Annotated in this window: 12 protein-coding genes; 10 read left to right on the forward strand and 2 right to left on the reverse strand. The window is 43.5% G+C overall.

What is annotated here, in order from left to right; genetic code table 11:
• Positions 1-12 precede the first annotated feature (12 nt).
• The 10 genes from L0P88_RS01160 (at position 13) to L0P88_RS01205 (ending at position 12,009) form a co-directional block, all read left to right on the forward strand.
• Entirely contained in the window at positions 13-1,758 is a 1,746-nt protein-coding gene (locus L0P88_RS01160; protein ID WP_247132814.1) for a V-type ATP synthase subunit A, read from the forward strand.
• On the forward strand, positions 1,739-3,070 hold the full coding sequence (locus L0P88_RS01165; RefSeq protein WP_247132815.1) for a V-type ATP synthase subunit B: 1,332 nt from the start codon (positions 1,739-1,741) through the stop codon (positions 3,068-3,070). Before L0P88_RS01160 ends, L0P88_RS01165 begins: the two co-directional genes overlap by 20 nt.
• A complete protein-coding gene (locus L0P88_RS01170) occupies positions 3,063-3,662 on the forward strand; it encodes a hypothetical protein (protein ID WP_247132816.1) in 600 nt (199 codons plus the stop codon). The genes L0P88_RS01165 and L0P88_RS01170 overlap by 8 nt, the downstream gene beginning before the upstream one ends.
• Positions 3,659-4,240, forward strand: coding sequence for a hypothetical protein (locus L0P88_RS01175; protein WP_247132817.1), 582 nt, complete (start codon positions 3,659-3,661; stop codon positions 4,238-4,240). The genes L0P88_RS01170 and L0P88_RS01175 overlap by 4 nt, the downstream gene beginning before the upstream one ends.
• A complete protein-coding gene (locus L0P88_RS01180) occupies positions 4,230-4,841 on the forward strand; it encodes a V-type ATP synthase subunit D (protein ID WP_247132818.1) in 612 nt (203 codons plus the stop codon). The genes L0P88_RS01175 and L0P88_RS01180 overlap by 11 nt, the downstream gene beginning before the upstream one ends.
• A complete protein-coding gene (locus tag L0P88_RS01185; protein ID WP_247132819.1) occupies positions 4,838-6,685 on the forward strand; it encodes a V-type ATP synthase subunit I in 1,848 nt (615 codons plus the stop codon). Before L0P88_RS01180 ends, L0P88_RS01185 begins: the two co-directional genes overlap by 4 nt.
• A 36-nt stretch (positions 6,686-6,721) precedes the next feature.
• Positions 6,722-7,180, forward strand: coding sequence for a hypothetical protein (locus tag L0P88_RS01190; protein WP_247132820.1), 459 nt, complete (start codon positions 6,722-6,724; stop codon positions 7,178-7,180).
• 126 nt (positions 7,181-7,306) lie between these two features.
• Complete coding sequence (locus L0P88_RS01195; protein ID WP_247132821.1) at positions 7,307-7,987, forward strand: response regulator transcription factor; 681 nt, start codon at positions 7,307-7,309, stop codon at positions 7,985-7,987.
• Positions 7,984-9,243: a sensor histidine kinase gene (locus L0P88_RS01200; RefSeq protein ID WP_247132822.1), complete on the forward strand. Its 1,260-nt coding sequence runs from the start codon at positions 7,984-7,986 to the stop codon at positions 9,241-9,243. The genes L0P88_RS01195 and L0P88_RS01200 overlap by 4 nt, the downstream gene beginning before the upstream one ends.
• A gap of 48 nt (positions 9,244-9,291) precedes the next feature.
• Positions 9,292-12,009, forward strand: coding sequence for a phosphoenolpyruvate carboxylase (locus L0P88_RS01205; RefSeq protein WP_247132823.1), 2,718 nt, complete (start codon positions 9,292-9,294; stop codon positions 12,007-12,009).
• A gap of 325 nt (positions 12,010-12,334) precedes the next feature.
• Here the strand turns inward: L0P88_RS01205 and L0P88_RS01210 are convergent, their stop codons facing one another.
• Complete coding sequence (locus tag L0P88_RS01210; protein ID WP_247132824.1) at positions 12,335-13,597, reverse strand: DUF5018 domain-containing protein; 1,263 nt, start codon at positions 13,595-13,597, stop codon at positions 12,335-12,337.
• Positions 13,598-13,614: 17 nt separating this feature from the next.
• On the reverse strand, positions 13,615-15,018 hold the full coding sequence (locus L0P88_RS01215; RefSeq protein WP_247132825.1) for a PQQ-binding-like beta-propeller repeat protein: 1,404 nt from the start codon (positions 15,016-15,018) through the stop codon (positions 13,615-13,617).
• Positions 15,019-15,024: the final 6 nt, after the last annotated feature.

Below are 15,024 nucleotides of genomic sequence, written 5' to 3' on the forward strand. Positions count from 1 at the left end.
ATATCCGATACTATGCACAAAGCAAAAGGGGAAGTAGTGAGCGTCAACGAGTCGCTCGTTGGTGTTAGAACTACCGATGGGGCCATTATGAATGGAGAGGTGGCCTACATCATTGTTGAGGATGGCAAGAGACTAAAATCCGAGGTCATCGATGTGAAAGAAGGCAATAGGGCCTACCTGCAGGTATTTGAAGATACCAATTGGATGAAGGTAGGTGATCCGGTAGAATTTACAGGCCTTCCTTTGGCGGTAAAATTAGGTCCCGGAATATTGGGCTCCGTAACGGATGGGCTACAGAACCCTTTATACGAATTAGGTAAAATTGAATGGTTTTTGGAAAGGGGCCTAGAGGTCGATCCCCTGGACAACACCCAAAAGTGGCACTTTACCCCAATGGTAGAGGAAGGTGCGGCCGTTACCGGCAGCACCGTTTTGGGTTCCGTTCCCGAAAAATTATTTGAGCATAAAATCTTTGTTCCCTTTTCCATACAAGGCAACCATACCGTTACCCATATCGTAAAAGAGGGCGACTACACCGTTGACGAACCCATAGCCACGATCCAGGACAGTACGGGTAAAAGCGTGGAGCTTACGATGGCCTTTGAATGGCCGGTAAAAAGGCCCATGCCCTTCACAGAGCGGTCGGTACCCATAAAACCAATGCCCACGGGAATCCGAATTTTGGATGCATTATTTCCCATTGCCTACGGTGGCACGGCCTGTAATCCAGGTCCATTTGGAGCAGGAAAAACAGTACTGCAGCACAGTTTGGCCCGTCACTCCCAGGCAGATGTGGTCATTATTGCCGCCTGTGGCGAACGTGCCGGGGAGGCTGTGGAAGTTTTTAAGGATTTTCCAGAACTCATCGATCCTAGGACCGGGAAATCATTAATGGACCGTACCTATATTGTAGGGAACACCTCTTCCATGCCCGTAGCGGCCCGGGAGGCATCCGTTTATATGGCCACCACTGTAGGGGAATACTATCGAAAGCAAGGATTGAACGTTTTAATTCTGGCCGATTCCACCTCACGCTGGGCGCAGGCACTTCGTGAGACTTCAGGTAGAAAGGAGGAAATTCCAGGCCCTGAAGCCTTCCCTATGTACATTTCTACCCTGATCTCCGCTTTTTATGACCGCGCAGGGGTTGAAATCCTAGGAGATGGCAATACGGGGTCGTTGAGCATTATCGGTACCGTTTCCCCAGCAGGCGGAAACTTTGACGAACCGGTTACCCAGGCCACCCTTTTGAGCACCGGGGCTTTTTGGGGATTGTCCAGGGCTTTGTCCGATGCAAGGAAATACCCCGCTATAGATCGTATAGACAGTAATTCCAAATATCCCTCGCAGTTGGAACAAGAAGAAGTAACGTATTTATTGGAATTGCTTCGTGATGGTAAAACCATAGCCTCCAACATTATTTTGATGGGGGAAAAGGGCATTACCGATGAGTCCTACATTCGTTATCAAAAAGCCGAATTACTCGATGCGGTATTCCTTCAACAAAACAGTTTTCATGAAGTGGATGGAGTGACCCATCCCGAAAGACTGCGCCTAATGTTCAACATGATCCAAGAAATCATCGATACACCGGTCGACATCAAAGGAAAGGAAGAAATACGGTCGCATTTCAATTTTATCCGACAGGCCTTTCTCGATTGGAACTATATGAAACCGGACGAGGAGGGATTTGACAAACAAAAAACAAAACTATTGAACTTGCTTAAACAGATGGGGCATGTTGCAGAAAACGTATGAGAACATAGATAGCATTGGCCGTGCCATTCTGAGCATTAAGGCCCAAGGGGTGCACAACAAGGAATTGGCAGAAGTAATCTATCCCAATGGTCAAAAGGCTTTTGCCCAGGTGATTGCCTTGGATGGTGATGAGGTGACCCTACAACTGTTTGGGGGCGGATTTGGCGTTTCAACGGATTGCAAGGTTCGCTTTCTGGGAAAGCCCATACAAGTAGGATTTTCCGATGATATGTTGGGAAGGGTCTATTCGGGCAACGGTCAGCCCATTGATAAAGGCCCAGAACTGATGTCAGATATGGTCCGGGTGGCCGGGCCCTCCATCAATCCGGTAAAAAGACTCATTCCCAAAGATATGATTCGTACAGGGGTACCTATGATCGATGTGTTCAACACCCTGGTACGTTCCCAAAAGATACCCATTTTTGCTAAAGCGGGCGAACCCTATAACCGTCTGTTGGCCAATATAGCCACCCAAACCGATGCCGATGTTATTATCATTGGAGGGGTTGGACTCAAATATGATGAATTCCATTATTTCAGGCAACGTATTGAGGAGGCCGGTAGTAAGAACAAAACCATCATGTTCATCCATACCCACAGGGATTCCATTGTAGAGGGCCTCATGGTACCTGATTTGGCCCTGGCCGTGGCAGAACAATTTGCATTACAGGGTAAAAATGTATTTGTATTGTTGTCCGATATGACCCAATGGTCGGATTATCTGCGGCAAGTGGCCAATGCCCAGGACCAGATTCCGGCAAATCAGGGATATCCCGGTGACCTATACTCCCAGTTGGCGAGCCGATATGAAAAGGCTGCCGACATTGATGGTGCGGGTAGTTTGACCATTTTAGGGGTAACCACCATGGATGACGTTACCCATCCCGTTCCGGACAATACGGGATATATTACCGAAGGACAATTTTATATGAAGGATGGCTATCTGGAACTGTTCGGTTCTTTAAGCCGTTTAAAACAACAGGTGAATGACCGAACGCGTCCCGACCACAGAAGCATTATGAATGCCATGGCGCGATTGCTGTCAGAGGCCGAGGAACGTGTAAAGGCACAGAAGTTCGGCTCGGTCAAGGACGATTACTCCCTACGATTGTTGGAATATCGAAAGACATTTCAAAGGGAATTGATGGACCCTTTCCGCTATTTGGAATTGGAAGATGCCCTGGATTTATGTTGGGACATCCTTGCCCAACATTTTAAAAAGGAAGAAGTAGGGCTGTCCTCCAAGCTGATTGAGGCGTATTGGCCTGAAAAAGGGAAGTTCAAAATTTTAAAAGAAATGATCCATGAGTGAGAACACGTTGGAAAAACTGATTGCCACCCTTAAATCAGAAGCCATAGAAGCAGCTGACAATGAAGCGGTAAACATTGTGGAGAGTGCACATGCCCAGGCAAAAAAAATTATCAAGGAAGCGGAAGCCAAGCGAGAGGAACTGTTGGGCAATGCTGAAAAAGAAGCGCAGGCCACGCTGATCAAAGGTGAGGGTGCCTTAAAGCAGGCGGCGCGGGATCTTACCGTTTCGGTGCGCAACGATTTGCTGCAATTGCTCAAAACAGTATTGGAAAAAGAGGTGGAGGCCCAATTTACCCCTAAACTAATGGAACAGGCCATCACCAATACCATAGCGAATGTGGGTAGTGGGGTCACCCTAACACTTTCCAAAAATGTGGAAACGGAGTTGGCCAAAACAGTCCAAAAGCAATTGCAGGCGATGGACAATTTGGATTCCATCATCACGGATCCCAGTCTGCTCAAAGGATTTTCGATTACCAAGACCGATCAAGGGTGGAGCTACCAAATTTCGCCAAACGCAGTAGCGGAACTGTTGAATGCCCATCTTAGCCCAAAGTGGGTGAACCTCCTTAAAAACGATTTGGATACATGATTGCGGGAAACCTGGAATATGTGATGGGCAGCTTACCACATCTATCTTTTAAAGACACGGATGAGGAACGTTCCAGGGTAGTTTCCATCTTTCAAAAATATGCAGGTCCTTCCGAAACCGGGAAAGGCATTATTGCCATTTTGGATGGGGAAGCCGGTAAGTTTTTAAGTTCCGGTAGTCATCGCATATTTCAACAGATCAATTTGGCAACCATTCACTCCGAAACCTTTCAAAAAAGTAAAAACAGCGTCCTGGCCATATTTTCCACCTATGTGTTTGCACTTAAAAAGGGCGTACAGCAATTGCGTATCGCCCGGAAAAATGGAGCAGACCCCTCCATAACAAAGAAACTTCCATTGTCCTTAGTACCCGGTACACCTCTGGAAGAGGAAATTCAACTCTTAAAATTGCAATGGGACCAACTGGAAGAACTTTCCATGGGGCACTACACGGATTTTGCGGCCTTATGCATCTACAAGCTAAAACTATTACTGTTGCTCCGCTGGTGGAGCTTTGATGAAAAACAGGGTTATGCCAATTTTTTGAACAGCACAAAAAAGACAGAAGATGGCCGATAAGATTTTGATGAACAAAAATACGCTGGCAGCCCTAAAAACAGAGCTTAAGGAATACAATACGGCGCTGCCGGTCTTTGAAATGAAGGAACAGCAGTTAAAGGAGGTGGTACAGACCATAGAAAATACCATCGCCAGACTAAAGCAGGCCATCGCTACCACAAATGAAGGAACAAAAAAATGGGTGGCGGTCATGGCGGAAGAGACAATTGACCTGGCCGAAATCGTAAAGGTGGAACGTGTCATCACCAAAAAAAGGGAAATCGCAGGAGTGTCCATTGAGGTATTTGAGGACCTTGTCTTTCAAGATGCCGAAATTGACTTTTTCAGCACTCCCCTTTGGGTAGATGTGGCCGTACAAGTGATCCAGGAACAGAAAACCAATCGTACACTGGTCGAGATTGAGGAACGAAATCTGGAACTCCTCTGGGAAGAACTGGCCGAGGCCCGAAGGATGAAAAATGCCCTTAAGGAAGTATTTATTCCCGAGACCAAGGATAACATCCGAAAAATTGAGATTTATCTTGGTGATGTGGAACGGCTGGCCATAGGATGCGCCAAACTGGTAAAGAAGAAAAAGGAGGAGAAAAAAGTCGTGGTATGATCGTAAGGATGAAGGAAATATTGCTTTTTACCACCGCGCGCTCCGTGGATGATACCATTTTGCAATTGGGTGAATTGGGCGTTGTGGACATCAAGGAAATCAACCGCCCTGGAAATGGAACCGTAGAAAGACGTTTGGAAGCGGTACACCGTGCGGAAAGTGCCATTTCCCTTTTAAGGGACCATGTGCCAAAGAACCGTCACCTTGCCAACCGTGTAAAACATACTACCAAGGATCCCAAACAACTCGTGGACCGCGTCTTACAGACCGGGGAGATCAGGCAAAAATGTCAGGAAAAAATTGATGAACTCAGCCAACAGTTGAACTGGTACGGCATCTGGGGCCAAAATGTAGTTACAAAGGACATTCCTTACCTAAAAAAGAAGGGCCTTCACCTCCGGCTATACCTTATGGACAAATCGGTAGCCGACACTTTAGATCAAAAACACACTATAGTGAGGTTCCCGGAGCATGATGGTAGGATTCCCCTGGTATTGATTGCCCGAAATGAATCCGAGAAACTGAACCATAAGGAAGAATCCCTGCCCAGGGCATCCTTTGGGGACCTTAGTCAGCAAATCGAAAGAAAAAAGCGGCAATTGGCCGAGGTGGAGAATTTCCTGGAGGACCAAACCGAAAATATCGCATGGCTTGAAGCGTACCACCTGCACTTACAAGATCGGTTGAGCACACAACAGGCATTGGAAGGTATGGGGGACATTGAGGGAAGGTTAAAATACCTCAAAGGTTATATTCCCCGAACTGCTGAGGACAATTTTATTGCCGCCGCAGAAGCAAACCACTGGGGATACCATATTGCAGAGCCCGAAAAACCGGAGGACGTGCCCGTTTATATCAAGAACCCCAAATGGATCAGTATTATCAATCCGGTCATGAAATTCATTGATATTGTGCCGGGGTATAAGGAAGTGGACGTTTCCATCTATTTTTTGGTTGCCTTTGCCCTATTTTTTGCCATGTTGGTCGGTGATGCAGGTTATGGGCTGATCTTTTTATTGGTCACTTTTTTCCTTAGAAAAAAATTAACGGCCCAGATGCGCATTTTAATCTATGTGCTCAGTGGGACCACCATTATTTGGGGGGTGCTGAGCGGCACCTATTTTGGAGCTGAACAAATAGCCGCCCTCCCCTTTCTCAACAACTTGATCATTCCTGAAATTGCAAGTTTTGGGGCGGACAATATTTCCTTTATGATGCACCTATCCTTTTTGATAGGGGCCATTCATCTTACGATTGCCCATGGTATTCGAGTGTTCCAATTCATCAATTCCATTCGCGCACTGAGCGAGGTGGGTTGGATTGCGTTGGTATGGGGCCTCTTTTTGATCACTGAACAATTGGTACTTGGCAAGGCCATGCCCGATTGGGGATTATGGTTATTTGTCGGGGGAGCAGCATTGGTAGCCCTTTTTTCGGTGGAAAGCAAAAACTTTTTCAAAAGTATGGGAGTTTCCATAGCCAACCTGCCCCTGAGCTTGATCAGCGGATTTTCGGACATTGTTTCCTATGTAAGGCTCTTTGCCGTGGGGATGGCCACTGCTGCGGTTGCAGCCAGTTTTAACAATATGATTTTACCGGAAGGAATGACAGGTATGGGTATTGTGAACTTAATCATGGCGGCCATTGCCTTGCTGTTGGGGCATGGGTTGAACATTGCCCTGGCCTTGATGGCCGTCATGGTTCATGGTATCCGGTTGAACATGTTGGAGTTTGCGGGACATCTGGGAGTCCAATTCTCAGGTGAGGCCTATAAACCCTTTAAACTCATTTCCCCGGAAAACAGAAATAAGAACAAAACAACAATATCCATTCAAACAGGATAAAAAACAAAATCAATAAAATTCTAGATTATGGTAGGTATGGCAATTTTGACAACAACGGTAACAGGACTTGGTGATATGGGAATGTCATTGAGCATTGCTTCAATTGGATCTGCAATAGGAACGGGAATAGCCGGTATGGCCGCTATAGGAGCCTGGAAAAAAATGATTACCAGCGGACAAAAGGCGGCAACGGCCCTACTTATTTTTGTAGGGGCCCCGCTTTCACAGGTCATTTATGGTATGATCCTTAAAAATGCGATTGCAGATGCCAACCTCGCACCTGACTCCTATCTTTGGCAAATTATCATTGGACTTGTGGCCGGGGCAGCTATGGCAGGTTCTGCCATATTTCAAGGGAAGACCGGAGCTCGGGCCTGTGATGCCATTGCTTCCGGTGCCAGCGATACGGCCAAGTACATTATGATCATTGGTATCGTGGAAACGGTTGCCCTTTTTGTAATGATATTTACGATGACCGGACTGCCGACTGGATAACTCCTTGCAAACCACCACACCTTACAAATCCAAACGCTGATGTCCAGTCGGTAAAATGTCATGTTTTATTTGGCGTACACCCTTTACATTTGGACCATAAAATGGATGTGTTGAAACCCTTCTACTATGAAAATATTGGTAATAGAAGACAATGTGGAACTGCTACGGGACATCAAAGGTTTTCTGGAGGAGGAAGGAAACATCTGTGAAATAGCGCCCAACTATAAAAGTGCCCATGATAAAATAGGGTTCTTTCCGTACGATATTTTAGTTGTTGACATTACCCTTCCGGATGGCAATGGTCTGGATATCATAAGTGAGGTAAAAAAAGAAAGTATTGATGCCGGCATTATTATAATTTCGGCGAAAAACGCAGTGGGGGATAGAATCCATGGATTGGAAATTGGTGCGGACGATTATTTGACCAAACCTTTTTATCTGGCGGAACTCAACGCACGGATCAAAGCCCTTTACCGAAGAAAAGTCTACAATGGCAGTACGGAAATCCTTTTCAACGAAATCAGAATTAAACCGGACAGCTATGAAGTTTTTATCCATGACCGTATTCTGAACCTCACCAAAAAGGAATTTGACATCATTCACTTTTTTGTGGTCAATAGACATCGCCTCTTGACCAAAGAGGCCATTGCAGAACACCTTTGGGGGGATGACATTGAAATGGCGGACTCTTACAAATTCATCTACACCCATCTGGCCAATCTTAGGAAAAAAATTGCCGAATTGGGCGGGAACGACTATATTCAATCCATCTACAGTGTTGGATACAAATTCACGGATCGCGAATGAACCTCGTCAGAAAGACCAATACGTACTATCTCCTATTTCTGGCCCTTATTTTTCCAGTCATGCTTTCCATGGATTATTACCTTATTCAATATTTGGTGAACGGTGAGGTAGAAGAACTCCTCTTACACGAGCGTGAACGTATCGATTTTCATCTTAAGGAAGAAGGTGCACTTCCCACCTCCAATTATTTGTTTCAAACCGTTCCTGTAAAAGAAGGTTCAACGTTCAATGAAGTATTCAGGGATACCTTATTGTATGAAGCCTATGCTGACAAAAACATCCCTTATCGCATCTACACGTTCAAATCGTCCATAAATTCCCAACCCGTAAAAATCTCCCTCAAACATATTCTGTTGGAAATCAATGAGCTCATATGGACGCTTTTTGTAACCACCAGTTTTATTATCGTATTGCTGGCCCTCGGGTTTTACTTCATCAATCGTAAAATATATAAATGGGCATGGAACCCCTTTTTCAAGAACCTCGCAAAACTCAAACAATATGATGTGACCAAAAAGGAACCCATCCACCTTAAAAGCTCCAATATCATAGAGTTCGAAGAGCTGAACCATGTGATTACGGACTTGATACATCAAGTAAAGAAAGACTTTCAGAACCTCAAGGAATTCAACGAAAACATTTCACATGAAGTGCAGACTCCCCTAGCCATTATCCGAAACAAGGTGGTCTTGCTTTTGGAGAGCCAAAACCTTGATGAAAAGGAACTTCAGCGGATGCAAGCTATTTATCAAGAAACCAATAAACTCTCAAAAATAGGAAAATCACTGACCCTAATTTCGAGGATCGAAAACCAGGAATTTAAACGATTGGATAGTGTGGATGTCCATACCATTATAGGGAACATTCTCAGTCATATGGAGGAGATCATTAACTTTAAACATCTTACCGTATCCACGGAACTGAATCCCGTGACCATAGAATGTGATCATATATTGGCCGATATCCTGCTCACCAATCTTATCAAAAATGCCGTGCAGCACAACAAGGAGGGTGGAGTGATAAAAATGGCTTTGAACGAGGAGAAATTTGAAATTATCAATACCGGCGAGATTTCCGAGATAGCCACCGAAAAACTGTTCAACCGGTTTCAAAAAGGCAGTTCGGTAAAAGAGTCCCTTGGACTGGGCTTGGCCATCAATCAAAAAATATGTGAAATCTATGGATTTCAATTGGATTATCAACGCAAGGATAAAATACACACGTTTTCTTTGTTCTTTAAAAGAAACAAAGAGTGATAAACACAATAACTATTAGGCAAATCAATTAATACACACAAATACTATATGGAAAAGAAAACACTTGAGCTGGAAGGGCTTCTAAAAATAAGGACGGATTTTAACTATCTCGTTTCCACCTTTAAAGAGATGCTGTATTCGCTTGGAGAGGACGACATAGCTGCAATGATCCCCTCCGAAAGTAACCCATCATCTTTAAATCATTCCAAGGTCTCCAATGGAAAGCTTGCACAAGCCATTGGAATTTCCTTTGAGTTGCTCAATTTGGTGGAAGAAAATGCGGCTACCCAATTCCGGCGAAAAACGGAAACCCAGTTTGGATTGGAAAACATCCGTGGGTCATGGGGAGAGACCTTAAAACTTTGGAAAACATCGGGACTCAAAGAGCAAGAAATAGTGGACTTGTTATCCAAAGTAAATGTAATGCCCGTGTTAACGGCGCATCCTACGGAAGCCAAGCGGTTGACCGTATTGGATATTCACCGCGAACTTTATGTACTGTTGGTGAAAAATGAAAACCCGGTTTGGTCGGCTTCTGAGCGGGAAGTCATTAAACAAGAAATTAAAAGTGTACTGGAACGCTGGTGGCGCACGGGTGAAATCTATCTACAAAAACCCAGATTGGAAGATGAACGCAGCAATGTAATGCATTATTTTGTCAACGTGTTTCCCGAAGCGTTGCACCTCACGGACCAGCGTTTACTCGATGCTTGGAAATATACCGGATTTTCTACGGAACTGCTCAAATGGCCGGAACAGTTTCCCAATCTGCAATTTGGAAGCTGGGTAGGTGGTGATCGGGATGGGCATCCCTATGTTACCCCAGCTTTCACTGCCAATACCCTAAAGCTCCATCGACAGGCCGCACTGAAGATAATGCGAAAGGAATTGGTTCAATTGGCCCGAAAGCTCAGTTTTTCGGAATTCTTAAATGACATTCCAGCGAAGTTCCTCTCTGATTTAAAGGTACAGGCAAAAGCCCTTGGCAAAGCCGGACAGGAGGCCGTGGAACGCAATCCTTCAGAACCCCTTCGGCAGTTTGTGAATTTAATGATCGTTCGTTTGGACAATACCATGGCAGAACGCTTCGAGCTTGGTGAGGATAGCTATTATGGGCGTCCCAACGCCTTGGCTGCCGATTTAAAGGAATTAAGGGCCCTCTTAATACACTTAAAGGCCGATCGTATTGCCACGCAGCACCTCTTTCGCCTGGAACGCTCATTGGCCTGCTTTGGCTTCCATTTGGCAAAGCTGGATATACGGCAGAACAGTGCTTATCATGAGAAGGCCATTGAACAAATACTAAAAGCCTCCGGCTTTAAAGATGCAAACTATTCGAGCTGGGATGAGGAAAAAAGGTTGTCCTTTATCAATGAAGAACTACAGAGTAACCGTCCATTTCTGGTCACGGATACCTCCTGTGGACTGGAAGCGGATAATGTACTTGGGTATTTTAGGGAGGTAAAGCGATATGTTGATCGGTACGGGGCAGATGGCATTGGTTCCGTGATCGTTAGTATGACCCGTAGTTTGAGCGACCTGCTTGTTGTTTTTCTATTCTTGCGCGAAGTGGGCCTCAAAGAAGCCCGACTTCCGGTAGTGCCACTTCTGGAAACCATTGATGATCTGGTGGAAGGCCCAAGCATCCTAGAGGCATTTTTAACCCATCCCACTGTGAAAGAGCAACGTGAAGGTAAAACGTCTTTTGTACAAGAAGTGATGTTGGGGTATAGTGACAGCAATAAGGATGGTGGAATATTGACCAGTCGATGGAACATATACAAGGCAGAAGAAAGACTGACACAGGTAGGTGACCGTCATGACGTTAAGCTTCGTTTTTTCCATGGAAGGGGTGGAACCATTAGTAGAGGTGGAGGTAAAATCCATCGCTTTTTGGAAAGTATGCCCCCTGGCTCCATGAGTGGGCATATAAAGATGACCGTACAGGGCGAGACCATTGCAAATCAGTTTGCGAATCGCGTGAACGCCGGTTACAATTTGGAGATGTTTATTTCAGGAACGGCCCGGCAGGCAATGCGCTCTTCGGACAAACGAAAAGAGCAAAAATTGTATGACATCATGGACCGTCTTGTAACCATGGCACGCAGTAAGTACAGGGAATTGCTGGACCACCCTAAATTTATTGAGTTCTATAGCAAGGCCACCCCTATAGATGTATTGGAACAAAGCAAAATTGGTTCCAGGCCGGCACGAAGAACCGGTCAGCGGTCCCTTAACGACCTTCGCTCCATTCCCTGGGTGTTCAGTTGGAACCAATCGCGATTTAACCTTACCGGATGGTTTGGAACTGGTGAGGCTTTTGGCAAGTTCAAAGAGCAGCATCCGGAGGATTTTGAATTCTTAAAGACTGCGGCCCGGGAATGGCCATTCCTGAAATACGGTTTAATTCAAATCGAGACCAATCTCTTGAATTCGGATACACAAATTATGAAAATTTTTGCCGATCAGGTAACCGATGCCAATACAAGAAAGGAACTCATGGAACTTATCCTTACCGATTACGATACTTGCTTAAAACAGATTGAAAATCTCATGGGTTCATCTGTTGAAGATCGAAGAATCTCGAGATTGGAAAACAACAGACTGAGGAAAGAGGCCCTGGGCATACTCCATGAAATACAAATGGAATCACTCATAAAATGGCGCAAGCTAAAGGAAAGTGACCCACAGGAAGCCAATGAACTATTGCTCATGCTTTTGTTATTGGTCAATACCCTATCCGGTGGATTGAAAAACACAGGGTGATACCTGATGTAGCTATTTGGGAATTGTTACCCATTGGTTCTTCCCAAAAGCAAATAATCATTGGAAACAGCGTACCCAAATTCTATTGGGTACGCTGTTCAATTGTAGAAATGTTCTCTATTGAAACTTCCTTCCAAATCTTTATACTGCCCATTTACATGGCAAGCGATATACAAGTTCAAAGTTATCTTGTTTAAAAATAAAATCCGTGCCTTTCTTAATTCTTCAAAAGGAGATAACTCAATCCAAAACAGCTAATTGCTACATGCTTGATGTGACAATTAATTAAGAGATTAAAACTGGCTTATGTCGTGAGAATAATCCCTTAATCAAAAACTGCCTTTATTGTAGCACCCGCTCTTCGATTTGGCCCAATCAAAGTAATGGCCTTTTCTTCTTCAGCTCTAGCATAATAAGATGGAAACAAAAAATAACCATTCAATGTTAATGTTAATAGAGTTCTTTCATCATTTACCATTAGATCATAATTGTTTGAATTGGCAATAAGATAAAGGGAGCCATTTGAAGGTATGGCAATCATATCTGGAAGGTTTTCCCCTGACAATTCCAATAAATCATCTCGTTGATACAGCGTCTGATTTAGGGAAACGGGATTGGGAGCATTTTCTGCCAATAAATCAATAATACCTTCCGATTCGGCTATAAGGCCATTTGCTTCGTAAACAATTTTATAACTGGGATTTGAAGGAATGTCGTTTGGTATTTGGAAACTTAAGGAATAAAAAGTAACAAACTCTTCCTCAGTTTTCCGAATACTGGATATAGTAACAGGGAACTTATTTTGCCCGTCGTAAAAGTAAACTTCGGAGTTATCCACGTCCATATCAAGAAATTCTCCATTGATTACCATGTCAGCCCCTGTATAAAGCAGCATGGGGTTGTTACTGAAAATTCCAACGACGGTTCTAAAACCAGTAATCCTAGGCTTGTTAATTATAATTTTATATTCAACCTCAACTCCATTCTCTGCGGTAACCGTATATTTTTTTAGGTCATTAAAATCCTGGGCGACATCACTTTCCGGTAAAATCCTCGCATGTTCGGAAATTTCAATAGTCGGAGCTATATCGCTGATATCCATTAATCCAGCATTGAAGCTTATCTCCCTTAATTCATTGTCAATATTTGCTTCTATAATTTGACCATTCAAAGTAATCTTAAAAGATAAAATATCAGTGGCATTACTTAGTGGCCTATTGTCAACCCTAACCCTATAAACATTTGAATCTCCATTTTCCGCTAAAACCGTATAGGCCACTTCCTCTTCAAAATTCTGTTCAACGTCTGGTGGGGGAGAAACGGACGCCTTATTGGAATATTCAATCTTTGGACGCAGTCCTTTGATATCCGCTCCCGCCGTTTCGAAAGAAATTAATCGGGCAGACTGGTCAATAGTACCAAACTGTTCTTCATCGTTTAATGTTAAACTAAAGGAAGTTATTAAGTTTTCTGTGCTTAAAGGCTCTGTAACATAAGGTTCTATAATCGTAATTATTTCTGGCTCATCTTTGCTGCAGGCACATAAAATAAAAAAGATATATAGTAAATAAGTACTTTTTGATTTCATCTTTTTTGTTTTGTCCGTTAATTTTTTAAACCATGTACGGAAGGGTAAACCACGATATCTCCACTTCCTTCCACTAGGGTTAAAGATTTAGCTATAATTTCATCCGTGTTCGTTTCCCAATCCAAAATACCCGTATCTGCCCTTACTGCGTATATTTTTTTACTCCAGTCCCCAATGTATACCACATTTTCATAAACGATCGGTGAAGAGGTTGTTTCATTTCCCAAATCAAACTTCCATATTAGCTGACCACTTTTTGCATCCAAACAAACCAGCTCTCCGCTACCATTTCCTGAAACGCCTATGTATATTCGGTTGTCGTAAATAAAGGGAGATGTTTGGAGCGAACCTGAAGGGCTATAATCCCAGTTTTGACTTCCTGTGGTAATATCAAAGGAGTAGAGATTATGATATGTACCGGTTATGATTTGATCTTCAAAAATAGTTGGGGAAGGGAAAAAAGTATTGAACGTTCCTGCATTTATACTCCAATTTTTCTCTCCGGTATTCTTGTTCACCGAATAAAAACGTCCAATGTTATCCCCGTAGTAAATGTTCTCATTTACTATTAAAGGGTTGGTATTTATGCGAGATGCAGCGCCTGTTGAATTAGGATCTACCTGCCGACTCCAATCGGTAGTTCCTGTTATTTTATCAATGGCATATATGTGATCATTGTTTCTACTACAAACAAAAACCCTATTGTCATCAATAGCTAGTGGTGCATAATAATTCATAAAACTCCTTTCCCATATTTTTTCACCAGTAATGCGATCCACGCAGAATAGATCTGAGCTGGTATTAAACGCATAAACATTGTCTTTATCCGCAATGATATTTCTGTATTCAGCATTATTATGAATACTAGGCGTACTCGTAAACACAATTTCACCAGTTAAAATATCCAATCCATTTATTCCATTAATGCCAGAATAGATAACATCTTGGTAGATGGAATGTGTCTCAATAAAGGAGGTGGCCTCTTTCCAAAGCGCTTGTTTGGTATGTAGATCAAAAGCGGTCAGCATTCCATTAAATTCCGAATAAAAGAGAATCTTGCTTTTGGGAGAATCAAAATTCAAACTGGCTTCCACGGTTCCCCCTCTCTTATCGGTGGCAATAACCCTGGCAACATAACTTGTATTGTACTGCAATTGAACACTGGCAATTGATTCAGTATAATCACCTATTAGGGCATTATCTACATAGAGTTTATAATAGATTTGATCATTGTCCGTATCTATTACATCTTCCCAATCAATGGTTACCGTACTTCCCTCAAAAGTGACATTTGTTACATTGAAGCTTCCCGGTATTGAATTGGGTTTTGGCGGGTCTTCTTGCTCAATGACCGTAACCGGGTCACTATCTGTACTACAAGAGATAAAAAAAAGAACAAAGATTAGATAAGAATGTCTCATTGGCAC

Source organism: Muricauda sp. SCSIO 64092 (assembly GCF_023016285.1).
In the GTDB taxonomy this organism is placed as follows: Bacteria; Bacteroidota; Bacteroidia; order Flavobacteriales; family Flavobacteriaceae; genus Croceivirga.